This is a genomic window from Halovenus anhuiensis (genome assembly GCF_037080055.1).
In the GTDB taxonomy this organism is placed as follows: Archaea; Halobacteriota; Halobacteria; order Halobacteriales; family Haloarculaceae; genus Halovenus.
Window position 1 is genome coordinate 940,129 of record NZ_JBAOJI010000001.1, and the last position, 21,130, is coordinate 961,258.

Annotated in this window: 21 protein-coding genes; 4 read left to right on the forward strand and 17 right to left on the reverse strand. The window is 63.1% G+C overall.

Going from position 1 to position 21,130, the window contains the following annotated elements:
• Position 1: 1 nt before the first annotated feature.
• The 5 genes from V8P86_RS04850 to V8P86_RS04870 all read right to left on the reverse strand — a co-directional run bounded on the left by V8P86_RS04850 (position 2) and on the right by V8P86_RS04870 (position 8,146).
• A complete protein-coding gene (locus tag V8P86_RS04850) occupies positions 2-1,705 on the reverse strand; it encodes a sodium:solute symporter family transporter (RefSeq protein WP_336326300.1) in 1,704 nt (567 codons plus the stop codon).
• A complete protein-coding gene (locus V8P86_RS04855; RefSeq protein WP_336326109.1) occupies positions 1,705-2,175 on the reverse strand; it encodes a DUF4212 domain-containing protein in 471 nt (156 codons plus the stop codon). Before V8P86_RS04855 ends, V8P86_RS04850 begins: the two co-directional genes overlap by 1 nt.
• Before the next feature lie 24 nt (positions 2,176-2,199).
• Entirely contained in the window at positions 2,200-4,176 is a 1,977-nt protein-coding gene (gene acs, locus V8P86_RS04860) for an acetate--CoA ligase (RefSeq protein ID WP_336326110.1), read from the reverse strand.
• Positions 4,177-4,344: 168 nt separating this feature from the next.
• Entirely contained in the window at positions 4,345-6,057 is a 1,713-nt protein-coding gene (locus V8P86_RS04865) for a bacterio-opsin activator domain-containing protein (protein ID WP_336326111.1), read from the reverse strand.
• A gap of 148 nt (positions 6,058-6,205) precedes the next feature.
• Positions 6,206-8,146: an acetate--CoA ligase gene (locus V8P86_RS04870; RefSeq protein ID WP_336326112.1), complete on the reverse strand. Its 1,941-nt coding sequence runs from the start codon at positions 8,144-8,146 to the stop codon at positions 6,206-6,208.
• A gap of 161 nt (positions 8,147-8,307) precedes the next feature.
• On the opposite strand from V8P86_RS04870, the gene V8P86_RS04875 reads away from it, so the two are divergent.
• Positions 8,308-9,108: an SAM hydrolase/SAM-dependent halogenase family protein gene (locus V8P86_RS04875; protein ID WP_336326113.1), complete on the forward strand. Its 801-nt coding sequence runs from the start codon at positions 8,308-8,310 to the stop codon at positions 9,106-9,108.
• A gap of 96 nt (positions 9,109-9,204) precedes the next feature.
• Positions 9,205-9,327, forward strand: coding sequence for a hypothetical protein (locus V8P86_RS04880; RefSeq protein WP_336326114.1), 123 nt, complete (start codon positions 9,205-9,207; stop codon positions 9,325-9,327).
• Between the two features lie 92 nt (positions 9,328-9,419).
• Here the strand turns inward: V8P86_RS04880 and V8P86_RS04885 are convergent, their stop codons facing one another.
• A complete protein-coding gene (locus V8P86_RS04885) occupies positions 9,420-10,433 on the reverse strand; it encodes a deoxyhypusine synthase (protein WP_336326115.1) in 1,014 nt (337 codons plus the stop codon).
• A 177-nt stretch (positions 10,434-10,610) separates the two neighbouring features.
• Here V8P86_RS04885 and V8P86_RS04890 point away from each other — a divergent pair, with 177 nt between their 5' ends.
• Positions 10,611-11,294 (forward strand): class I SAM-dependent methyltransferase, encoded by a 684-nt coding sequence (locus V8P86_RS04890; protein ID WP_336326116.1) that lies wholly within the window; start codon positions 10,611-10,613, stop codon positions 11,292-11,294.
• A gap of 27 nt (positions 11,295-11,321) precedes the next feature.
• Here the strand turns inward: V8P86_RS04890 and V8P86_RS04895 are convergent, their stop codons facing one another.
• The 8 genes from V8P86_RS04895 to V8P86_RS04930 all read right to left on the reverse strand — a co-directional run bounded on the left by V8P86_RS04895 (position 11,322) and on the right by V8P86_RS04930 (position 16,974).
• Positions 11,322-12,089, reverse strand: a complete 768-nt coding sequence (locus V8P86_RS04895) for a Nif3-like dinuclear metal center hexameric protein (protein ID WP_336326117.1) — start codon at positions 12,087-12,089, stop codon at positions 11,322-11,324.
• A gap of 39 nt (positions 12,090-12,128) precedes the next feature.
• On the reverse strand, positions 12,129-12,701 hold the full coding sequence (locus V8P86_RS04900) for a DUF447 domain-containing protein (RefSeq protein WP_336326118.1): 573 nt from the start codon (positions 12,699-12,701) through the stop codon (positions 12,129-12,131).
• Position 12,702: 1 nt separating this feature from the next.
• Entirely contained in the window at positions 12,703-13,572 is an 870-nt protein-coding gene (locus tag V8P86_RS04905) for a triphosphoribosyl-dephospho-CoA synthase (RefSeq protein WP_336326119.1), read from the reverse strand.
• The gene (locus V8P86_RS04910) at positions 13,569-14,339 is read right to left on the reverse strand and encodes a tRNA-dihydrouridine synthase (protein ID WP_336326120.1); all 771 of its coding nucleotides are present in this window, start codon (positions 14,337-14,339) and stop codon (positions 13,569-13,571) included. Before V8P86_RS04910 ends, V8P86_RS04905 begins: the two co-directional genes overlap by 4 nt.
• Positions 14,339-15,331 (reverse strand): 2-phospho-L-lactate transferase, encoded by a 993-nt coding sequence (cofD, locus tag V8P86_RS04915; protein WP_336326121.1) that lies wholly within the window; start codon positions 15,329-15,331, stop codon positions 14,339-14,341. The genes V8P86_RS04910 and cofD overlap by 1 nt, the downstream gene beginning before the upstream one ends.
• Positions 15,332-15,460: 129 nt before the next feature.
• Positions 15,461-15,679 (reverse strand): hypothetical protein, encoded by a 219-nt coding sequence (locus V8P86_RS04920; protein WP_336326122.1) that lies wholly within the window; start codon positions 15,677-15,679, stop codon positions 15,461-15,463.
• 116 nt (positions 15,680-15,795) lie between these two features.
• Positions 15,796-16,194 (reverse strand): hypothetical protein, encoded by a 399-nt coding sequence (locus tag V8P86_RS04925; RefSeq protein WP_336326123.1) that lies wholly within the window; start codon positions 16,192-16,194, stop codon positions 15,796-15,798.
• Between the two features lie 147 nt (positions 16,195-16,341).
• On the reverse strand, positions 16,342-16,974 hold the full coding sequence (locus tag V8P86_RS04930; protein WP_336326124.1) for a helix-turn-helix transcriptional regulator: 633 nt from the start codon (positions 16,972-16,974) through the stop codon (positions 16,342-16,344).
• A gap of 140 nt (positions 16,975-17,114) precedes the next feature.
• Between V8P86_RS04930 and V8P86_RS04935 the strand changes: the two genes are divergently transcribed.
• On the forward strand, positions 17,115-17,732 hold the full coding sequence (locus V8P86_RS04935) for a hypothetical protein (RefSeq protein ID WP_336326125.1): 618 nt from the start codon (positions 17,115-17,117) through the stop codon (positions 17,730-17,732).
• A gap of 15 nt (positions 17,733-17,747) precedes the next feature.
• Here the strand turns inward: V8P86_RS04935 and nreA are convergent, their stop codons facing one another.
• From nreA to V8P86_RS04950, 3 genes are all read right to left on the reverse strand, one after another.
• The gene (gene nreA, locus V8P86_RS04940) at positions 17,748-19,004 is read right to left on the reverse strand and encodes a DNA repair protein NreA (protein ID WP_336326126.1); all 1,257 of its coding nucleotides are present in this window, start codon (positions 19,002-19,004) and stop codon (positions 17,748-17,750) included.
• A gap of 40 nt (positions 19,005-19,044) precedes the next feature.
• Positions 19,045-19,977, reverse strand: a complete 933-nt coding sequence (locus V8P86_RS04945; protein ID WP_336326127.1) for a WD40/YVTN/BNR-like repeat-containing protein — start codon at positions 19,975-19,977, stop codon at positions 19,045-19,047.
• An 85-nt stretch (positions 19,978-20,062) separates the two neighbouring features.
• Positions 20,063-21,028 (reverse strand): transcription initiation factor IIB, encoded by a 966-nt coding sequence (locus V8P86_RS04950; RefSeq protein ID WP_336326128.1) that lies wholly within the window; start codon positions 21,026-21,028, stop codon positions 20,063-20,065.
• Between the last annotated feature and the right edge of the window lie 102 nt (positions 21,029-21,130).

The window sequence follows — 21,130 nt, forward strand, 5'->3', positions numbered from 1 at the left end:
GTTATTCCTCCTGTGAATCGGCGTCTGTCTCGTCGACGCCACCGTCGGTCATCGGTTCGTCGTCGTCGGAGACTGCCTCGCCGCCGTCAGTCGCAGGTTCGCCGCCGTCGGTCGCGGCGTCCTCGGCGTTGAGTTTCCGTTCGACGACTTCTGCGGCAGTAACGTCCCTACTCATCGGCTTCGGACTGTGACACTGTCGAACCATCATCTTGGTCTTCCTGTCGGGTTCGGCAGTGACAAGCGAGACGAAGATCGTGACGATGAAGACGAGCGGCGTGCCGGGCAGTGCCGCACCGATTGCGGGCACGATGTCACCGTAGAGATCACTGAACGGCACGATGAGGTCGTTGATGACGGCCAGCGTCCAGATCGTGAGTCCAGTGAGCATTCCCGCGAGTGCGCCCTGGCGGTTCGTGTTCTCCCACCAGAGACCGAGGAAGAACATCGGGAACAGCACCAGCGCTGCGAGCGAGAACGCGAGCGCGACCAGTTCGCCGATCAGTGCCGGCGGGTCGAGCGCGGTCAGCGTCACCAGCGCACCGATACCGAGGATGGTCGCACGGCCGAGGAAGACCTGCTGGCGCTGGGTCGCGTCTGGGTTGATCAGTTCCGCGTAGATGTCGTGTGAGACCGCAGAGGAAGCCGTGATGAACAGCCCCGCCGTGGTCGCAATTGCCGCGGCCATCGCACCGGCCGCGACGAAGGAAATAACTGGCGTGGGCAACTCGGCGAACTGCGCCGCTAACACGACGATCACATCACCTTCAGCACCGGACATGGCTTCTAGACCGCCGGGGAATAGATTAGTCCCGAGCGCGGCCATCGCAGGGGCCGACCAGTACAGGAGCATGATGAAGAACAGTCCGGAGACAGTCGACCAGCGGGCGGTCCGCTCGTTCTGGACGGTGTAGAACCGGACCAGCACGTGCGGAAGGCCACAAGTTCCGAAGATCAACGAGAATGCGGTCGCGACCCACAGGTAGTAGCCTGCACTCGTGAACGGCTCGGAGAACTGCGTCGAGAGTTCACCGATCAGCGCGCCGTACTGGGCCTGAGGAAGGATGTATCCCTGCTGTGTGAAGCCGACCGCGAAGACGCCCACGAGGAACGCCACGATGAGGATGACGTACTGGACGGCCATCCCTTTCGTCGCGCCCAACATTCCGGACAGGGCGAGGTAGCCGACCGTAATCGCCATCATCACGATGACCATCGGGACGAAATCGAGCCCGAAGACGTACTGGCCGACCAGGCCCATTCCGCTTGCCTGTCCGACCGAGTAGACGTACGCGATCAGAAGCGTCGTGAACGCGGCGAGTGCACGCGCAGTCGAGGAGTTGTACCGATCACCGACGAAGTCGGGTGCGGTGTACTTCCCGAACCGGCGCATCTGGGCGGCCAGGAAGATGAGCAGGACGAAGTAGCCCGTCGTCCAGCCGACGACGAAGGCCAGTCCATAGAATCCTGACAGCGCGATCAGTCCCGCGAGTCCGAGATAGGATGCTGCCGACATCCAGTTGGCAGCGATCGCCATCCCGTTTTCGACGTATCCGATCCCACGACCGGCGACCCACATGTCGTCGGTGTCGGCGACCCGGAAGAAGTACCCGATTCCCAGGAACGACAGCATCATCGCCGTGACGATGAGTGCGCCGACGGGCTTGAACGAAATGTTGAGCGCGTCCGCCTGCAGCAGTACGTCCATCATTCACTGACACCTCCGTCAGTCGCTGCGGCCTCTTCGGTCCCACTTGCGGTCTCTTGACGCCGCGAAGTGTCGATCCCGTACTTCTCATCGAGTTTGTCACGTTGGCGGGCGTACACCGCCGCCAGAATGAGCGAACTCGTCGGCGCGAAGACACCGACCAGGAAGTAGTGCGCCGGGAAGCCGATAATCGACAGCGACGTCATCGTATCCTGGGCGAGCCAGGTCGCGGTGACCGGCCCCCACGTCGCGACGATCCAGACGATGAAACTGCCCCAGATGAGCTTCAGGTGGTCGCGCATGAAGCCCTGTCCAGGTTTGAGCAGATTGATGCGAGTGTCGAGATAATCGACATCGTCGCTGCTCCCGGCCTCAGCCGTTCCACCGTCGGTCATGACCGTCGAGTCCCCCGCATCGGTTGGTTCATTCTCTGTTCCCCCCGTCGTATCGTGTGATTGTGATTTGTCCATGTGTAAGTCCCCCCTATGGGTCAGTTAGTCGCCCTGCACCTTCTCCTCGATTTCATGGACGACATCGGGATTACGCAGCGTGCTCGTGTTCCCGAGTTCGTCGCCGTTCGCGATATCTTCGAGTAGTCGTCGCATGATTTTGCCCGAGCGCGTCTTCGGCAGTTCGTGGGTGAACACGACTGCCTCAGGCCGTGCGATCGGGCCGATGGCGTCCTCGACGCCTTCGATGATCTCCTGGCGGAACTCTTCGGTTTCCTCCTGATCGTCAGCAGTGATCACGTAGGCGTAGACCGCCTCGCCTTTCATCTCGTGGTCGCCGCCGACGACGGCCGCTTCCGCGACGCCCTCGACGCCGACGATGGCGGATTCGATCTCCATCGTGCCCAGTCGGTGTCCGGAGACGTTGATCACGTCGTCGACGCGGCCGAGTACCGTGATGTAGCCGTCGTCGTCGATTTTCGCGCCGTCTTCCGGGAAGTAGACCCACTGGTCGCGATCCGGAATCGAGTACTCGTCCCAGTACTCGTTGATGAACCGCTCGTCGTTCTTGTAGAGCGTCCGCAGCATGCCGGGCCACGGCTTGTTGACGATCAGGTGGCCAGCGCGGCCGGCTTCGACCGGATCGCCGTTCGTGTCGACGATATCGGCGCTAATCCCCGGCAGCGGCGGCCCCGCGGAGCCGGGTTTCATGTTGTTGATCGCCGGCAGTGTCGTGATCATCATCCCGCCGGTCTCGGTCTGCCACCATGTGTCGACGACCGGACACTCCTCGTTGCCGATGTGTTTGTAATACCACTTCCAGGCCCGCGGGTTGATCGGTTCCCCGACTGTGCCCAGCAGGCGCAGGCTGGACAGGTCGTGTTGCTCGGGGTACTGCGTGCCCCATTTCATGAACGCGCGGATGGCCGTCGGGGCCGTGTATAGCTGGTTCACGTCGTAGTCGTCGACGATCTCCCAGAGCCGGTCTTTGTCCGGGTAGTCCGGTGTCCCTTCGTACATGACGGAGGTCGTCCCCAGCGCGAGTGGGCCGTAGACGATGTAGGAGTGGCCCGTAATCCAGCCGATATCGGCCGAACACCAGTAGGTGTCGTCCGGTTTGACATCCAGCACAGCGTGGCTCGTCCAGGCAGCGTAGGAGAGGTATCCCCCGGTAGTGTGTTTGACCCCCTTGGGTTTGCCAGTCGTCCCCGAGGTGTACATCAGGAAGAGCATGTCCTCGGCGTCGCGGACGACCGGTTCGACCTCGGCCCCCTCCTGTTCGTCGACCAGCGCGTCGTAGTCGAGTTCGCTCCCCTCGTGGTCGACCTCCCGTTCGTCACCGAGTCGGTCGACGACGATGGTCGTCGCGTCGTGACCGACGTTGCTCAGCCCTTCGCGGGCCTTGTCGAGGTGGTCGAGCGCCTCGCCGCGGCGGTAGTAGCCGTCGCAGGTGACCAGCATGTCCGAATCCGCAGACTCCATCCGTTCGGCCAGCGCGTCGGCCGAGAAGCCGGCGAAGACCACGGAGTGTGGCGCGCCGATCCGGGCGCAAGCGAGCATCGCAATCGGCAACTCCGGAATCATCGGCATATACATCGTCACGACATCGTCCTCCTCGACGCCCTGCTCGCGAAGCGCCGCCGCGAACTCGTTTACCTCCCGGTGCAGTTCGTTGTACGTGTACGTTCGTGTTTCGTCGACCGGTTCCCCGACCCATTCGATGGCGACTTCGTCGCCGCGGTCGTCGAGGTGACGGTCGAGACAGTTCGCCGAGGCGTTCAGTTTGCCGTTGACGAACCACTCGTAGAATGGTTCGTTGTCGTCGTTGAGGACCTCGTCGTACTCAGATTCCCAATCGAGCAACTCAGCCGCACGCTCCCACGCGTCCGGCCAGTTCTCCTCGAATTCCTCGTAGATCCCCTCATCCGAGACGTTCGCCTGCTCGACGAACGACTCCGGCGGCTCGAACTCCTCCTGCTCGGCGAGCCGTGCCTCCAGTTCGACATCTGGCTGGTCAGACATTGCACTTGCCACTGCAAAGAGATCCATATTAATGGGACGGGCTAACTATCATAATCGTACATTTTTCTCACGCCGGAATCGCTGGAATAAGATGTCGTATGCCAACATCCACCTCGATTCGCTTGCAAACCGAGTTGACAGAGAGCGGCTCGCGGTGCCGCGCGGGGGTTACCGGTCGAGAATTTCGTCGAGAATGTTCTGTTGGGCGCGCCGGAGGTGGTTGTGAAGCGTCGGCGAGGAGATGTCCATCGATTCGGCGAGGTCCTCGGCAGTACTCCCGCGGGGCCACTCGAAGTAACCGGAGTGATAGGCCGTTCGGATCACGTCCCGCTGTTTTTCGGTCAGTTGCTCGTCGAGGAAATTGGTGTGATCGAACCCGGTCGTCGTCGAGGTGTGCTCCTGTTTAGCTCGGAGTTCGACGCCGAAGGCATCGTACAGCCGGTCGTGGATCGCCCGGAGATCAGCCTCCGGGGCGAGTTCACAGGTGAGCGTCGCCTGCTCGCCCTCGACAGTCAACTCGGTTACCGTCCCGCCGCGGTCGGTGACGACCAGAAGCGGCGACGAACCCGACAGGGAGAGTTCGAGGACGCCACCGCTTTCGCTGCTCCGGATCAGCCGTGCGTCCCCGAATCCAGGGATCTCCGTCGTCGCCTCCAGCGCCGCCTGCGGCGAGGCTTCGTCGATACGAACGAAACAGAGCAACCCCTCGTCGCTGGGAATCGCGCCGTCCAGTGCCAGCGAGGAGTCGAGCGCCTGCGAGAGCGCGACAAAGGCGGCGTCGGTGTCAGTGTACTGGAACTGGATTTCGAGGACGACACCGCCAAGTAACAGCTGTTTGCGGTCGAGCGCGGTGAGCGCGAAGCCGATCTGCCGGCCGAGCATCCCCAGTGCGGTCCGTTCGGGGTCGTCGAAGGCGTCGCTGCTCTCCGACCGAACGACGAGAACGCCGTGTTCGGTCTCGCCGTGGCCCAGTGGAACCGCCGCAAGCAGCCCCGACCCCCCGCGGTCGGCGGTCGGTCCCGGATCGTCGGGTGCGACGAAGGAACGGCCGGTCTGGAGCGTTCGCCGGACAATTCCCGAATCGCCAGCCCCCTCGAATCGGTCCGGATCTGCGCCCGCGTGCGTCCGAACGACGACGCGGTCCCGTTTGGAATCGCGTTCGAGAACCCACGCCGCAGCGTACTGCTCGGCGGTCAACTGCCGGCAGACCCCCTGCTCCAGCGCCGACCGAGAATCGGCGTCGGTCAGCGAGTCGACGACCCGATCAAGCGTGTCCACGACGGAGGGAAGTCGCCTGGTCGTGGTCGGTTCGACGCTATCGATGCGCTCGAACGCCGCCGTCAGTTCGGCATCGGACGGCGATGACAGCGCGGAGAGTAGCGAATCGACTCCCTCCCAGCCACCGACTGCCGTGACGACCCGAACGTCGACGCCGTGTTCGACCAACAGCGTGTGGGCGAAATACTGCCGGAGCATCGTCGGCGTCACGTCCTCAACGCCGGGCAGATCAGATTCGGTTCGCGACCGCTCGGAAACCTCCGAGACGAGCATCTGAATCCGGCGTTCGCTCACGTCGATGACCGAGTCGTCGTCCTCGATATCGTTCGACCGGACGTACTGCCAGAACGCGTGGGCTACCTCAGAAAACAGCGGGACGGATCGCCGTCCGCCATCTGCTTCCCGGACGGTCAGGACGTACCGAATGCCCGACCCCTCGCCGCGGTCGGTAACATCAGCGGGCCTGATACGGGGAATTTCACCGGCGCGAACACCTGCCTCGCCAGCCAGCCGAACCACGAGTTCCTCGCGGTGAGTCCGGCACGCCCGGCGAAGCTGTTCGTACCCCCGGACTGTCAGTCGTGGCGTCCCCTCGACGAGCATTTCGCTTCTACTATCTACCGCGAAACGTAAAAAACTGATCGACAGGGTGGCTGTGCAACTCTCCACGGATTTGGCGACGAAAAATCAGGGCACGGGACAACTATTTCGTATTTTGAACGAGATACGAAACGGTCGGTCGAGGGGTCACTCAGTCGCTCTGGGTCGCCGATTCGATCTCACCGACCACTTCGGGATTCCGGAGCGCGCTCGTATCACCGAGTTCGTTGCCGTGTGCGATATCAGTCAGCAGTCGGCGCATGATCTTCCCGGAACTGGTTTTCGGGAGTTCCGGCGTGAAGACGATCCGATCCGGGCGCGCGAACGGGCCAATTTCGCGCTCGATTTCGCGGTTGATCCGCACCCGCAGGGCCGGTTCGTCGGCGGAGTCGCTATCTGGATTCGCGAAGGCGTAGATCCCCTGATCGTGGTCGTCGTAGCCGCTGACGACGGCCGCTTCGGCGATGCCGTCGACACCGATCATGATCGATTCGAGTTCCATCGTCCCGTACCGACGACCGGAGACGTTGATCACGTCGTCGACGCGGCCGAGGATGGTGATGTACTCGTCGTCGACGACGGCACCGTCGCCAGTCATGTACGCCCACTCGGAGTTCGGGAGTACGTCACTCGTCTCGGCCCATCTGGTCTCCTCGGAGAGTTCGCGCGGCATGCCGGGCCAGGGCGTCTCGATGGCGAGATAGCCACCGGTGGTCTCCTCGACTTCGGTTCCCGTCTCGTCGACGACTGTCGCTTCGACACCGGGTAGCGGCGGTCCCGCAGAGCCGGGTTTCATCCCGTCGACGCCCGGGATGGTTGTAATCAGGTGCCCGCCGGTTTCGGTCTGCCACCACGTATCCACGACCGGGCACTGTTCGTCGCCGATCTGTTCGTACAACCACCGCCACGCTTCCGGGTTGATCGGTTCCCCGACCGTCCCCAAAAGACGCAGGCTGGAGAGGTCGTATTTATCGGGGTACTCCGCGCCCCACTTCATGAACGTGCGGATAGCCGTCGGTGACGTATAGAGGATGTCGACGGCGTGTTTCTCGACGAGTTCCCAGAGTTTCGTCTTCGGCGGTTGGTCGGCCTCGCCCTCCCGCAACAGGACGGTCGTGCCCAGTGCGAGCGGGCCGTAGACGATATAAGAGTGGCCGGTAATCCAGCCGAGGTCCGCGGTACAGAGGTAGGTATCACCCGGTTCGATGTCCAGCACGGCGTGGCTCGTCCACGCGGTGTGTGCGAGATAGCCGCCGGTCGTGTGCGTGACGCGTTTTGGCTCGCCGGTCGTCCCCGAGGTGTAGATCAGAAATAGCTCGTCGGTGGCCCGCCGGGAAACCGGCTCGACGGTTTCGCCGCGATGCTCGTCGAGCAGTCGGCGGTACTGGTAGTCGTTGTCACCGAGACTGTACTCGTGGTGCTCACCGAGTCGGTCGACGACTACCGTCGTCACCTTCTGATCGAGCCCCGCCCGGACCGTCTCCGCGCGGTTGGTCAGCGAGACTGCGTCACCGCGCCGGTAGTAGCCGTCGCTGACGACGAGATACGACGAGTCCGATTCAGCCATCCGCGTCGCGAGCGCCTCCCCGGAGAAACCGGCGTAGACGACTGCGTGGACGGCACCGATCCGGGCGCAGGCGAGCATCGCCACCGGGAGTTCGGGGATGACCGGCATATGCAGCGTGACGACATCGCCCGCTTCGACGCCGAGATCTCGGAGCCCGGCGGCGAAGGCGTTGACCTTCCGGGAGAGTTCGAGATACGTTTCGGTTCGTGTCTCGCCCAGTTGGCCCTCCCAGACCAGCGCGCGCTGGTTTTTACGGCTATCGAGGTGTCTGTCGAGGCAGTTCGCCGTGGCATTGAGCCGGCCGTCGGGAAACCAGTCGCCGTCATCTTCGTCGAAGACCGTCCGGTACGGCTGATCCCACGTCAGGAGATCCCCAGCCATCTCCCAGGCGTCGACACCTTCCTCGGAGAACCGCTCTAGTTGTGTGGGTGTGACGTTTGCCTGTTCGACAAAGGACTGCGGTGGAGCGATTCGCTCCGTTGCAAGCTTCTCGGTTTCGAGTTCAAACTCGTCGCCGCCAACCATCTGTCTGTATGCGACACTACGGCTTCCTCTGCATAAGCGTTGGCACCAGAACCACAGGGAGAGAGCAGACAAGCAGATGGCCACCGACGAGACGGCCGTCGCTGGGTCGTCTCGATAGCGAGACACACCGATTTTTGGTCGCCAGCACGAACTGTCGGTCGATGATTACGCTGAGTTCGGATTTCGGCTCGCCGTATCCCGGAGCGATGAAAGGCGTCATCAGCCAGTGGACCGACGCTCGGCTGATCGACGTGAGCCACGACCTGCCGCGACAGGACCTCCGACAGAGCGCCTTCTGGCTGCGCGAGACGCTGCCGTACTTCCCGCCGGCGGTCCATCTCGCAGTGATCGACCCCGGCGTCGGCACCGACCGCGACGCAATCGTGATCCGCGCTGGCGAGCACGCGCTGGTCGGTCCCGACAACGGCGTCTTGCTGCCGGCGGCGCGCGCTATCGGCGGCGAACACGTCGAGCTATTCCGCGTCGAGACGCGCGACCAATCGGTCGACAGCACCGACCGCACGGACTGGCCGCCGCGACTCGCGAGTTCGACCTTCCACGGCCGGGACGTGTTCGCGCCGGCCGCCGCGCGCGTTCACGAAATCGGCGTCGACGCGCTCGACGACGACGAGGGGCTGACCCGACTCGACGAGTACGAGTCGATTCGATTCCCCGAGCCAGTCGTCTCGGAGGAGGCAGCGACGGGAACGATCCTCGCCGTCGACGATTTCGGCAACGCCATCACGAACATACCGGGCTCGTTCGTCGAGGGAGCGTTCGGCGGGACAATCGGCGTCAACGACGATACTGCTCCGCTCCGGCCGTCCTACGCCCGAGTCGAACCCGGCCAGCGGCTGGTCACCGTCGGCAGTCACGGCAACGTCGAACTGGCAGTCAATCAGGGCCGCGGGACCGAGGCGTTCGGGCTTGCGGCCGGGGAAGATGTTCACTTCTCACTCTGAGAGTGTGCCGTGATACCAAGAAGCGTGTTACGGACTCAGTAGAACCATAATGATTAATAGTCTACGTCGATTCTAAAGGAATGCATGTACGAGATCATGTGCGAAAGTTGCGGCAAGATCGGATTCCACCCTTCCCGGGTCGCGGCGGAATCCCGAGCAGAAACACACATTGACGACACCGGCCACGACTGCTCGATTGTGGAGATGGGCGACGTATAAGGTCTCGTTTTTCGCTTTCCGTGATCGGTTTTCGGCTCGACTGACCAGCGTAGCGATTAGCCGTCGATCAGCAGGGACGCTCAGCCAGACAGCTAGAGACGACTCCGAGCACCCGCGACGACCAGCGGCAGCGTGATCGTCGCGTCGGCGTAGACGGAGACGTTCCGGGCGGACTTTTCGAGTTTGCCCCACGACCGGGCCTCGTCCAGCGTCGCGCCGGAGAGCCCGCCGGTCTGTGGCGGATCCATCGTCAACTGGACCGCGTAGTCGTAGGCACCGGGCACCACGAGCATCGTCTGGAGGACGTAGTTTTTCGGCACGCCACCGCCGACAATCATCGCACCGGCTTTCTCGGCCTCGTAAGCCACGTCGTTCAACCCAGTCATATCGGCGAGGGCGTCAAGCGAGAACGACGAGGTCTGGCTGTACATCCACGCCTGCAGGCCGAGCACCGAGTCCTGCACCGCGGGACAGTAGACCGGCACGTCGTGCTCGTAAGCCGCGGCGGCGATGCCGGCATCTTCGTCGATATCCTCGCTGTCGTTGATCTCGCTGTTGGCCTTGCCGAGCACTTCGGTAAAGCGCTGGATGCTGACGACCCCCTCCTCTTCGAGTGGTGGGAAGACCTCCTCGCGGAGGTGCTCCTCGAACAGCGCGAAGTGCTCCTGTGGAAGATAGACGTTGTAAATCCGGTCGACGCCCTCGTCGCGGAGTTGTTCGTCGTACTCCGTCGTCTCCGTCGGCGTGTCGCCGAGTTCGCCGTGGTGGTGTTTCCCGCCGATGGCCTCGATGGTGTCGTGAGTGAGGTTCGCGCCCGTCGTGACCAGCGCGTCGATGTGGCCGTCGCGGATGAGGTCGGCGACGATCTGACGCATACCGGAGGGAACCATCGCACCCGCCAACCCGAAGACGTTGGTCACGTCTTCAGAGAGCATCTCGGCGTACACGTCAACGGCCTCGTTGATCTGGGCCGCGCCGATGCCGGCGTGGCCGTACTGGTCGATCAACTCCCCGACGGTCATCTCGTCGCCGATCTGAGCGTGACCGATGGGGTCGTGGGCGAACTCCTCGCGATTGGGCATCTCGTCGGAATCGTGGTCAGTCATTGTCTGTTTGTGTCGGGGCTGGAGGTTTCAACCACTCGATTGCAGTTCTCTGTCCCCGGATGAATGCAGGTACGGCACTGCTGGGGTGTGAGCTATCGCCGCCCGCGGAACGACCGGATCGCTTCTCGGCACCGCCGCGTCGTGGGTTCAAATAGTGTAGCTGCGTAAACAGGAACAATGAGTGAGAGTGACGGCCGCGGACGGCAATCGAGGGACAGGGACCGAGAGATGGGCGTTCTCCGGAGCGGGCGGGCCGCGAGTCGGTGGTACGAGTACGTATCCAACTGGTACGAACCACTCGTGGCCGACGTGTTCTGGCCCGAACGCCTCCAGCGGAAGATCTTGGCACGACTCGACGTGGGCGGACGTGACCGCGTTCTCGATGTTGGCTGTGGAACCGGACTGACGAGCCAGTATCTCGGCGAGCGCGCTGGCTGCATTGACGCCATCGACCTCAGCGACGATCAGCTACAGCAGGCCGCCGACAGCGACGAGATCCGGTTCGTTCGCGGAGACGCCCATCACCTCCCGTACGCCCCGGACACCTTCGACGCCGTCGTCTCCGTGGGCGCGATTCTCTACTTTTCAGCGCCTGCGACCGCACTCGCCGAGGCTCGTCGGGTCACGAAACCGGGCGGAGAACTCCTCGTCGCGGGCTTCAACCGCCCGTCGGTTCCATCCTCCGTCCCCATCGAGAACTGGGCGCACGCCGTCACTGCGCCGCTATTTTTCACCTACGATCGGGAGGACGCTCGGCAGTTGTTCACGGAGGCGGGCTGGGACCAGGTCGAAAGCGAACTGACCGGGCCGGTCTGGCATCCGCGGCTGGCGCTCGTCACGACTGCGAAAGCGACCGGGTGAGTGGCACCTGCTCCGACGGTTCCGAACTCACAGACCCGTCGGATGGTCGATGAATGTCGTCTCGATCCCCCACTCGTCGACCAACGCCTGCAACGAACGGACGCCGAAGGTCTCCGTCGCGTAGTGGCCGCCGAGGACGACGTTGATCTCCGATTCGCGGGCCTCGTGGTAGACGTTCTGTTTCCCCTCACCCGTGACGAGCACATCAGCGCCAGCATCGATGGCTTCGTCGAGCCAGTCGACGCCGCTGCCGGTGACGATGGCCACGTCCTGAATCTCCGACGGACCAAAGTCGAGGACCTGTACGTCCTGCTCGCCGGTATCCAACTCTGCCGAGAGCGTCGCCGTAATCTCGGACAACTCCCGCGGTGCTCCGAATCGGCCTCGCTGGCCGATGTACTCGCCGCCGTGGGTTCCGAACGGTTCCCGATCTGTGAGTCCGAGCAGGTCGGCCACCCCTGCAGCGTTGCCCAGTTCCTGATGGCCGTCCAGCGGGAGATGAGCCGTATAGAGCGCCACGTCGTTGTCGATCGCTGCGCTGATACGGTCGTACTGGCGGCCGGTCACGCGCTCGATTCCGCTCCAAGAGATGCCGTGGTGGGTCACGAGCACGTCGGCATCCCGTTCTGCGGCAGCTTCGATGGTCTCGACGGCAGCGTCGACGGCGAACGCCGCTCGGTCGATCTGCTGAGTATCGGGCCCGATCTGGAGGCCGTTCGCGCTCGCGTCTGTACTCGCGTACTCGGCGACAGCCAACCGGTCGTCGAGCCGATCAGCAAACTCCTGACAGTCCATATCCGTCCCGTCGACTGGGACGCACGTAGGCGTTGTCCCTCAGTCGTCGACGAGTTCCAGCAGGCGGTCGTAGGCCTGCCGGTGTGCCGGGCCGCCAGCGCGGTCGACGACCGCCTCGAAGTACTCGATCCGTTCGCGCAACTCCTCGGAATCGTGGCCCTCAACATCGAGCCGCGAGGCGGCGACAGTTCCCTCGACGACGGCCGCATACGCCCGTGAAAAGGTCGGAAGGGCCCGTGATTCGATTCCGGACTGGCTGGCCGGCAGCGCCCAGTCGACCCACTCCGTCCCCTCGGCTGTGCCGCTGTCGATCTCCTCGGGGTGGACCCGGACCCAGCCGTGGGCCTCGTCGAGGCGTGGCTGCTCGACTTCGGTCACGGCCAGCGCGGCCTCGACGAACAGGACGGGATCGGTCGTGAACTGGACGTAGCCCTCGCCGCGCTCGCGGAAGTTCCGCCAGGTGCGGGTCCGGCCCCAGGTTCGCGCCGTCGGCGGGCCCTCCCCGTCCGGAGCGTGGACACCGAGCGCGGCGACGTTCCAGCGGTCGTTGGGCCCGAGCGTGGTCACGAGCGTTTCGGTGACGCCCGAGAGTTCGACTGGCCATCCGGACATCTCAGACCTCCAGCCCGCGTTCCAGCGCGACAAAGAACCCGCCAGCGATGAGATCCGCCGTCGTCCCGGGGTTGATCCCGCGGTCGACGAACTCCGCGGCGAGATCATCGGGGGACTCATCGCCGTCGAGGGCCGCCGCCGCTCGGCGTTTCACTTCGCGGGCTGTCTCGCGGTCGTGCTGGGTGACGACGAACGTATCGATCTCCTCGCCGAGCGCTTCGAGAAAGACACTCGCCGCACGGTCGGTGACCGGCCCCTCCCGCGCGCTGATCCGGCGGGCAATCTCGAAGGTGCGCTCGAAGCCGCCGACCCACTCCGCAGCCAGCCCGTCGATTTCGGCGCTGTCGGCCATCACGTCTTCGAGTGTCAGCTCCTGCTCGCGGAGGGCGGGCGCAGCGTCGCTGCCGAGACGAACGTCCGGCGCGTCGAGGTTCTCCGGTGGGTCGTCGACAGCGACCCCGACGTGGTCGAACGCCCGGTAGAAACCGATAGCGTCCTCGACGGTCGTCTGGGCGACTACCTCGCTGGCCATCTCCGGCGTGAGTTCACGAGGCGGATCGCCAGGAGAAGCCGGATCGTCCCGTCCGCGAGCGGCGGCGACGACGAGCGGCGTGACCAGCAGGATCGCCCCGAACTGAGTATTGCCGCCGGATTGGGTACTCATTCCGGCAACTGCCCGCTCGAAGGCCTCGCCGACAGGGCCGCCCTCGGCCGCGCGTTCGAGCCCTTCGCGGGCACCGACTCCGCCGGCCACGAAGTGCTCGAATCGAAGATCAGCGTACTCGTGTTCACGGTCGACATTGCCGGGTTTGGGCGTGCTCGACACTTCCAGCAACAAGGCTAGCTGGGCGTTGTCGGCGATGGATCTCACAGATCCACCTCCATCGGCTCGTCGGCGAACCACGACTCCGCCGCGTCTCGGACGCGGGAGAGCACTCGCGGATCGTCGCTCGGTCGCCCGACGCTGACCGCGTCCGCTCCGTAGGAGAGATACTCTGCGACCGATTCGCGGTCCCGAACCTCGTTGTTCGCGATGATCGTCGCCGTCGTCTCCTCGGCGATATCCGCGATAACCGGCTCCGAATCCATCGCGTCGACATGCAGATAGTCGGCTCCGGCCGCGTCGAGTTCTGGCGCGAGCGCTGGAAGCGAGACGCCGTCGAGTTCGGTCCGCACCTTGACGCTGACTGCCGCGCCACTCTCGGCGGCTGTGCGAACTTGCTCACAGAGTCGGTCCTCGTTGCGGAGCAGCGACTCCCCAGCACCGGCGGCACACATCTCGTCCTGCCGGCAGTGAGCGTTGATCTCGATAATCGCATCGTGGTCGGCACAGACCGCCGCGGCCCGAGCGAGCGGTTCGAGGCTGGTCGTCCGGACGTTGAACCCGGGAGTCAGCGAGAGATCCGAGAGCGCGGCGAGTTGGTCGTCGATAAAGGCAATCGGATCAGATGGCAGGAACTCCGTGCGGTCGCGGTCGACCATCTCCTGGGCGGCCGCCCGGGTTTGCTCGTCGAGGGCGATTCCCCCGAGAAAGGCAGCACCGGCGTACTCGGCACCCTGCTGTGCCCACTCGGCGTCCGCCTCGCCGCTCAGACTCGCCAGCGCGACCGGCGGGTCGAATGCGGGAGAGTCGGCCATCACTGCACCCCCCCGAGTGCCTGCTCGACTGCGCGGGCGACTCGCGCGGCGTCGTCGTCGGTGTTCATCTCGGTGTCGGTCTGGACGACCGGCCGATCCAGTTTTGTGCCGTCCGCATTGTCGAGGACGAACGCGTCGGCGAAGGGATAGGCCTCGGCGACGCCCGCAGTCGACGCCTCGTATCCTTCGGCAGCCATCAGGTCCGCCGCCGGGCCCGAGAATACCTCGTCCTCGACAAAAGGCGAGACGACGACGACTGTCGTCTCTGCGAGCGCGTCGCGGATACCGTCGATGGCGAGCATCGGGCCGATGCTGGTGATCGGATTCGACGGACCGAGCACGACTGGATCGGAAAGTGCATCGCGGACTGCCGGCGTCGCCGACGCCTCCGCTGCGCCGCAGAACTCGACAGACTCAACCTCGGGGTCGCCGTCGTTGGCGACCCAGAACTCTTGGAAGTGCATGACCCCCTCCGGCGTGTGAATCAGCGTCGCCACCGGATCGTCGCTCATGGGGAGCAGCCGCCACGGGACGTCGAACGCATCGGCGAGCGTCTCCGTCACCTCGGTCAGGGAGTCGCCCTCGTCGAGTAGGCCAGTCCGAGTGAGATGGACTGCACGGTCTCGATCACCGATGTACATGAACTCCGCGACCGCCGAGAAGCGCCGCCAGCGGGCAATCTGCCGGCCGGAAGTCTGTGCGTCGTCGTCGAGATACCGCGGACCCGACTCCAGTCCAGCCGCCTCGGCCAGATCCTGCAAGTGTTCGTGGGTTTCGGCCGTGTCCTCGGCGATGCCCCACCACGTCTCTGTGTCGAGTTCGTCACCGCCGAGAAAAAGCACCGTATCGAGATCCGGACAGACAAGAAAGCCGCCGAGTTCGACATCGTCACCGGTGTTAGAAACGACTGTCGTTGCTGCCGGGTCGAAGACATCATCCGCCCCGGCGAGCAGTTTCGGGGTTCCCGTCCCACCGGAGAGAAACGTAACCATACACGTGGTTTGATTCGCTGGTTGAGAAAGCTTTCGAGCCCCAGCGACTCATACTGGTGGCTGTAAATTCGTAAAGATATTCGACTCCACGTGGGGTCGAAATTCTTCAATTTCTTACAGCCACCAGTATCACGCGACTGGCTCGTCGGCATCCGAGCGGTCGGCGCGGTACTCGAACTCCTTGCCAAGAAACTCCTCGACGTAGGCCTCGAAGCAGTCCCAGCAGAGCCGTTCGATCCGTGCCGGCTGGGGCACCTCGATGAAATTCCGACGAACGATTTCCGTGTGTCTCGCTGTTCGCGAGAAATCCGCGCCACACCGTGTGCAGGTGTACATCTTCTCTTCCATGGCTATGCGCCCGTTTCCATCTACGGACAAAGCAATAAAATTTCTTAGGCTTGTTCCAACAGATCAGTTTGAACGAAATACCGCCGAGGGCCGTGTTGGCCCGTCAGCGATCAGCGTTAGGTGTCAGAGACGACTTCCGTCTCCACGTCTTCGTCATGCAGATTCATCGTGAACGATTCGTCGGCAGTTAGCTTCTCGTCGTACTCCTCGTTGCCGACGACTTCCATCTCCACGTCTTCGTCATGCAGATTCATCGTGAACGATTCGTCGGCCGTCAGTTTCTCGTCGTACTCCTCGTTGCCGACGACTTCCGTCTCCACATCCTCGTCGTTCAGGTTCATCGTGAACGATTCGTCGGCCGTCAGTTTCTCGTCGTACTTCGTCTGTTCGGGGGTATCGGTCGATTGATCGGGCTGTTCGTGTACCGTTCCGAGTTCGCTCGCTCCGACACCGCCGGCGATTAGTGCCAGCGCCGTCACAGCGGCGAACGCAAGTGTGAGTGCTTTGGTTCGCATGGTTGCTCCGAGGCGCTCGTCCAGCAGGACCGTCCCACTGGGACATCGTTCGCGCCTCGGTCAAGGCTTGTCTGAAAACCCGGATATAACCCCGTTGGAAACACGCCGAAAACCCGCCTGAAACAGCTCGAAACGGCTGTTTTGGGCTTACTGAAGAATGATTACATTTCCCATCCCGCGGCGTTTGCGCTCGACGAGCTGTTTCGCTTCGAGCCCGTCTAACGCTCGGCTAACGCTGGCTTTCGATAGATCCGCCTGCTCGACGATCTCACTCTGTGGAAGCACACCGTCGGCCTCCAGCACGATTTCGTAGACTGTCTGCTCCTTGTTGGCGAGACGATCAGCTGTCTCCTCCCACTCCTCTTTGCGTACTTCGAGCAGTTGCTCGCTCGGTGCGGGCCCCTCGTCTGCGGATCCGTTGGTGCTGTTGTCCGAAGGATGGCGTATCGCCTCGCCTGTCTCCTCGGACGGCACCTGTGGTGTGACGGGTGTGCGTGCGACCGTCTCTCTGGCGGCCACCTGCTCGGACGGCTCTCGGTCCGTCTTCGACGGGTCGGCAGTCAGAAGATAGGTTCCGCTAATACCAACGAGACAGGCAGATAGCGCAACCACCAGTACATCGCGGTCGCTGTAATGCTCACCGACTTCGACGACCTCGGAACCGTTCTCACCAACTTCGATGACGACCGGTGAGGGGTTGATGAGTTGTAACGAGAGTACGACGACTGCGCCGACGAACACGACCGCTGCGAACAGACGCTTACCATCGACGGGGACCATTCCTCACCTCATCCTGCTTCGAGCAGCCCCTAATGTGCGTCGATTTCCATCCCCAGAAACGCCCGTGAAACAGGCTTGAAACGCGTTTCAGTGGCGTTTCAACGATAGATTCATCTGGTCTTTCACCCAACGTCAATACGATGGATTCGGGAGTTGCTGTTCGGTTCGGCGTTGTAGTTGTCCTCTCGATTACCGGTCTCTGTGTGGGCGCCGCTACGGCAACCCTCGGTGTCGACGATACATTCCAGGGTGACGAGGATGTCGCCGTCACCGTCGACGACGATTCGGTCGTCGTTTCAGATGGAGACGAACAGCAGGTCGCTGTTGAGAACATGAGCTGGGTCCAGTCGGTCGAGATTTCCGGACAGAACGGCCAATATAGAATCCAGACGGCCCGAGAACGCCCCTTTACATCCGAACAGCGTTCGACTGCGCGTGAGATCGCCCGCACGAGCGACGCCGTGCCGATCAACCTCACTACGTACGATCTAGCGATCGAGCCGATTCCTCGGCTGAGCGCTGACAGTGCGCACTCGGTCGAGGTCAGTAACATCACCGATTCCGACGGGACATTCAAAACAGATGGCATCGCGTTCGGTGAGAGATCGGTCACGATAGATACCGGGCGATCCTACGTCGAGGAGCAACTCAACGTCCGTGTTCTCGGTTCCGACGGCGAAGCCCGAGCCTCGCTCGTCGTCGACCTCACTACCGGAACAGTTGTTGACGTGACCGACTTCAGAACGATTGACGACTGAACTGCCAGTCACTGCTCAGAAATCGGTCAGTTGGGACTGGATGCCGGCGACGAACTCGGATTTTCGGCGGAGATCGGCAAGTGAGACGGGCAATTCGCTGGCGAGTCCGCGGACCGCGTCGTGGAACGTCTCTGCGACTGCGTGCTGGCCGTCCTCGAAGGCGTGACGGATCCCCTCGCGGATCTGCCAGACCCCCACTGGAGCCCAGTAGCCGTCGCTGGCGTGGCGAATGACCAGACAGGTCGCCTGGCGGTCGATCTCCTCGAGATATTCGAGCACACCGAGGCGGGAGGCGTAGTACGCGCCGGAGGTTTCGTCGACGTAGCTGTCACGGCCAGCATAGGCCTCGTTGTCGGCGGCCATGTAGTACTCGCCGCCCTCGTCGGGATTCCAGATACTGCCCGGCGCTTTCAGTTCGACGAGTTCGAACTCCCAGTTGCCCGGCGCGAGGATGATCCAGTAGTCGTTGGCCATGTACTCGTTGTACCAGACCTGGACCTCGTCGATGCTCGGAGCGTTGCGGATCGACCCGCGGAGGTACTGGCCGACCGTATCGTCGACCGCGGTGATCGACCACCGCGTCGGGACGAGTCGGCGGTTCTGTCCGCGTCCGAGTGCCCCCGCCGAGAGGATCGTGTTGATCTCGTAAACGTCGAAGCCGCGCCGATAGAGGTAGGTCATCGCGCCCTCGGCCTGCCAGTCGTCGTCTTCGAGGGTCTTCTCGACGGCACGAGGCACAGAGGGATTCTCCGCGAGAGTCGCATCAGTGGCCCGGGCCCTCGGTCCCGTCGGTGTGGAGATATCGTCTAAGGAGAGATCGATTTCAGGAGAGCCATCGAGGCCGAGTTCAACATCGACTGGATCGTCGGCGATTGCGACCTCACGCTGGACGCCGACGAAGCCGTCCCACACGTCTTCGACGTTGACTCGCGTCGAGTGCGTGGAGTTGAGCAGGCCAGTCCGGCGCTGGAGGACATCGTCGACGCCCAGTCCCTGCTGGTACCACTCGCCGCTGGTGGCGAACTGGGCAGCATCGGCTTCCCGGTCCATCGGCGAGAGCACACCCGTCGAGATGTTGGGGTAATTCGACCGGCCGACGAAGATTTCTGGGGCCGTCGAGCCAAAGAGCGAGTCACCCTGGACGACACGCTCGAACTGCTGTTCCACATCGTCGAGATGGTCGGTGATCTCGTAGGATTTCTCCCGGGCGAGGCGGCGACGCTCGGCGGCCTCGTCGCGCTCGAAATCCTCGATGAACTCGTCCAGGCGCATCTATCGGATCGTTGGCTCCGCGGGGGTATGAATCTTCCATCTACACCGCCACCAGCGACTTGACCGCCGCGGGCGTCTCACACAGCGTCGACCACTCGCCGTCGGGGTTGCGGACAGCGACGCGCGCTGGCGCCATCGGCTCGAAGTCGTCGGCGTGGCGCATTGTCCCGGCCAGCAGTCGGTCGCCGTCGGACGCAAACGAGAGCGGGAACTCCGCCGGCGCACCCGGCGGCGATACCCGTCTAGCGGCTCCGTACGTGCCGCTTCCATCGTGTTCGAGTATGACTGCATCGGGCTGTTCTGGCCCCCAACTCCGGGCAGCCGAGACGAGCATCCCCTCGTGGATCGTCGCTTCGCGGTGGTAGTTGTCCCAGAACTCACGGAAATCGGTATCGAGTCGAAGCCACGTGTCCGCCCCGTCGGTCGAGCGGTAGAGGCCGTTGCCTGTCGAAGCGACGTACTCGTCCGCGCCGGCGACGAGCAGATGGTGTACGTCGTCGTGCAGTCCGCGCGAGCGTCGGCCCCACGACTCGCCGCCGTCAGCACTCACGAGTACACCTCCGGGCTCGATGCCGGCAAGTAGCCGGCCGGCGTGGTCGTCAACGGCTAGCGTTCGGACGCTCGCGCCATCCCGAAACGAGCGATCCGCCCACCGCTCTGCGTCCGGATGGGCCAGGTCCGCAGCCACCCTCCAGTCCGTGCCGTCGTCGCTCGCAAGGATCTGGGCCGGGTTCGTCCCCGCGATCAGTCGGCCGTTATCGAGGACTTGCACGGAGTGGACGATCCCATCAGTTGCGGTCAGTTGCTCCCAGTGTCGGCCATCGGTCGATTCGTAGACCCCAGCCACCGTCGCCGCCAACAATCGCTCCGAGAACCGTCTGAGCCGCGTAACTCGCTCGTCGAGTACGTGGTCGAACGTCTCCTCGGTCTCGGAGTAGTACACTCCGTCCGGTGTCCCCAAGACGAGCGCCATATAGCCGGCTACGCGGGTGACGGTCAAAAAGAATCGGGCAATCGCTACCCGAGAAGTACAGCGGTTCCGCGGTTCGTGTCGCGGGTTAGCTGTGGATTCCCATCGCTTCGATCTGCTCCTGGTAGCGGTTGCGGATGGTCACTTCGGTCACCTGCGCCACGTCCGCGACCTCTCGCTGTGTCTTTTTTTCGTTGCAGAGCAGCGAGGCGGCGTAGATCGCGGCGGCGGCGTAGCCGGTCGGGGATTTCCCGGAGAGAAGCCCCTTCTCGGCGGTTGTTTCGATGATTTCGTTTGCCTTCGTCTGTACCTCTTCTGACAGCTCGAGTTCCGAGCAGAAGCGAGGGACGTACTTTTTCGGATCGACCGGCTCCATCTCCAGACCGAGTTCCTGAGAGATGTACCGATAGGTCCGACCGATTTCCTTGCGTTCGACCCGAGAGACCTCCGAAATCTCTTCGAGACTCCGCGGAATTCCCTCCTTGCGGCAGGCGGCATACAGCGCACTCGTCGCGACCCCCTCGATCGAACGTCCCCGAATGAGATCCTCCTTGAGCGCACGGCGGTAGATCACGGATGCGACCTCCCGAACGGACCGCGGCACGCCCAGTGCACTCGCCATCCGATCGATTTCGGAGAGAGCGAACTGCAGGTTTCGCTCGCCCGCGTCTTTCGTTCGGATGCGCTCCTGCCACTTGCGAAGCCGGTGCATCTGGCTTCGCTTCTTGGAGGAGATCGACCGTCCATAGGCGTCTTTGTCTTTCCAGTCGATGGTGGTGGTCAGCCCCTTGTCGTGCATCGTCTGAGTCGTCGGTGCCCCGACACGTGACTTCTCCTGGCGTTCCTGATGGTTGAACGCACGCCACTCCGGTCCGGGATCGATGTTCCCCTCCTCGACGACCAGACCGCAGTCGTCACAGATGAGTTCGCCCCGGTCAGAGCTTTTGATCAGGTTATCCGAACCACACTCCGAGCATTCGCGGACCCCCTCTTCTTGTTCATTGTTAGTTGTAGACTCGCGCTCGCGCTCCCGCTGGCGGCTAGACCGTGTCATCGCATTTTTATAGTAGTAAGATAGTCAAACTTAAACCCTTGGTAAGAATTTTGTGGTTATGTCGTGGTCGGAATTGTGTTTCGAAACGTCCCCGGCCCATAT

Bases quoted from the DNA above. Each gene is read 5' to 3' on its own strand.
- V8P86_RS04910 (WP_336326120.1), bottom strand. From the start codon at position 14,339: ATGGCCGACTCTCCCGCATTCGACCCGCCGGTCGCGCTGGCGAGTCTG.
- V8P86_RS04950 (WP_336326128.1), bottom strand. From the start codon at position 21,028: ATGACACGGTCTAGCCGCCAGCGGGAGCGCGAGCGCGAGTCTACAACT.
- V8P86_RS04880 (WP_336326114.1), top strand. From the start codon at position 9,205: ATGTGCGAAAGTTGCGGCAAGATCGGATTCCACCCTTCCCGGGTCGCG.
- V8P86_RS04890 (WP_336326116.1), top strand. From the start codon at position 10,611: ATGAGTGAGAGTGACGGCCGCGGACGGCAATCGAGGGACAGGGACCGA.
- V8P86_RS04885 (WP_336326115.1), bottom strand. From the start codon at position 10,433: ATGACTGACCACGATTCCGACGAGATGCCCAATCGCGAGGAGTTCGCC.
- V8P86_RS04900 (WP_336326118.1), bottom strand. From the start codon at position 12,701: ATGTCCGGATGGCCAGTCGAACTCTCGGGCGTCACCGAAACGCTCGTG.
- V8P86_RS04930 (WP_336326124.1), bottom strand. From the start codon at position 16,974: ATGGTCCCCGTCGATGGTAAGCGTCTGTTCGCAGCGGTCGTGTTCGTC.
- V8P86_RS04925 (WP_336326123.1), bottom strand. From the start codon at position 16,194: ATGCGAACCAAAGCACTCACACTTGCGTTCGCCGCTGTGACGGCGCTG.
- nreA (WP_336326126.1), bottom strand. From the start codon at position 19,004: ATGCGCCTGGACGAGTTCATCGAGGATTTCGAGCGCGACGAGGCCGCC.
- V8P86_RS04935 (WP_336326125.1), top strand. From the start codon at position 17,115: ATGGATTCGGGAGTTGCTGTTCGGTTCGGCGTTGTAGTTGTCCTCTCG.
- V8P86_RS04855 (WP_336326109.1), bottom strand. From the start codon at position 2,175: ATGGACAAATCACAATCACACGATACGACGGGGGGAACAGAGAATGAA.
- cofD (WP_336326121.1), bottom strand. From the start codon at position 15,331: ATGGTTACGTTTCTCTCCGGTGGGACGGGAACCCCGAAACTGCTCGCC.
- V8P86_RS04895 (WP_336326117.1), bottom strand. From the start codon at position 12,089: ATGGACTGTCAGGAGTTTGCTGATCGGCTCGACGACCGGTTGGCTGTC.
- acs (WP_336326110.1), bottom strand. From the start codon at position 4,176: ATGTCTGACCAGCCAGATGTCGAACTGGAGGCACGGCTCGCCGAGCAG.
- V8P86_RS04920 (WP_336326122.1), bottom strand. From the start codon at position 15,679: ATGGAAGAGAAGATGTACACCTGCACACGGTGTGGCGCGGATTTCTCG.
- V8P86_RS04945 (WP_336326127.1), bottom strand. From the start codon at position 19,977: ATGGCGCTCGTCTTGGGGACACCGGACGGAGTGTACTACTCCGAGACC.
- V8P86_RS04865 (WP_336326111.1), bottom strand. From the start codon at position 6,057: ATGCTCGTCGAGGGGACGCCACGACTGACAGTCCGGGGGTACGAACAG.
- V8P86_RS04875 (WP_336326113.1), top strand. From the start codon at position 8,308: ATGATTACGCTGAGTTCGGATTTCGGCTCGCCGTATCCCGGAGCGATG.
- V8P86_RS04850 (WP_336326300.1), bottom strand. From the start codon at position 1,705: ATGGACGTACTGCTGCAGGCGGACGCGCTCAACATTTCGTTCAAGCCC.
- V8P86_RS04870 (WP_336326112.1), bottom strand. From the start codon at position 8,146: ATGGTTGGCGGCGACGAGTTTGAACTCGAAACCGAGAAGCTTGCAACG.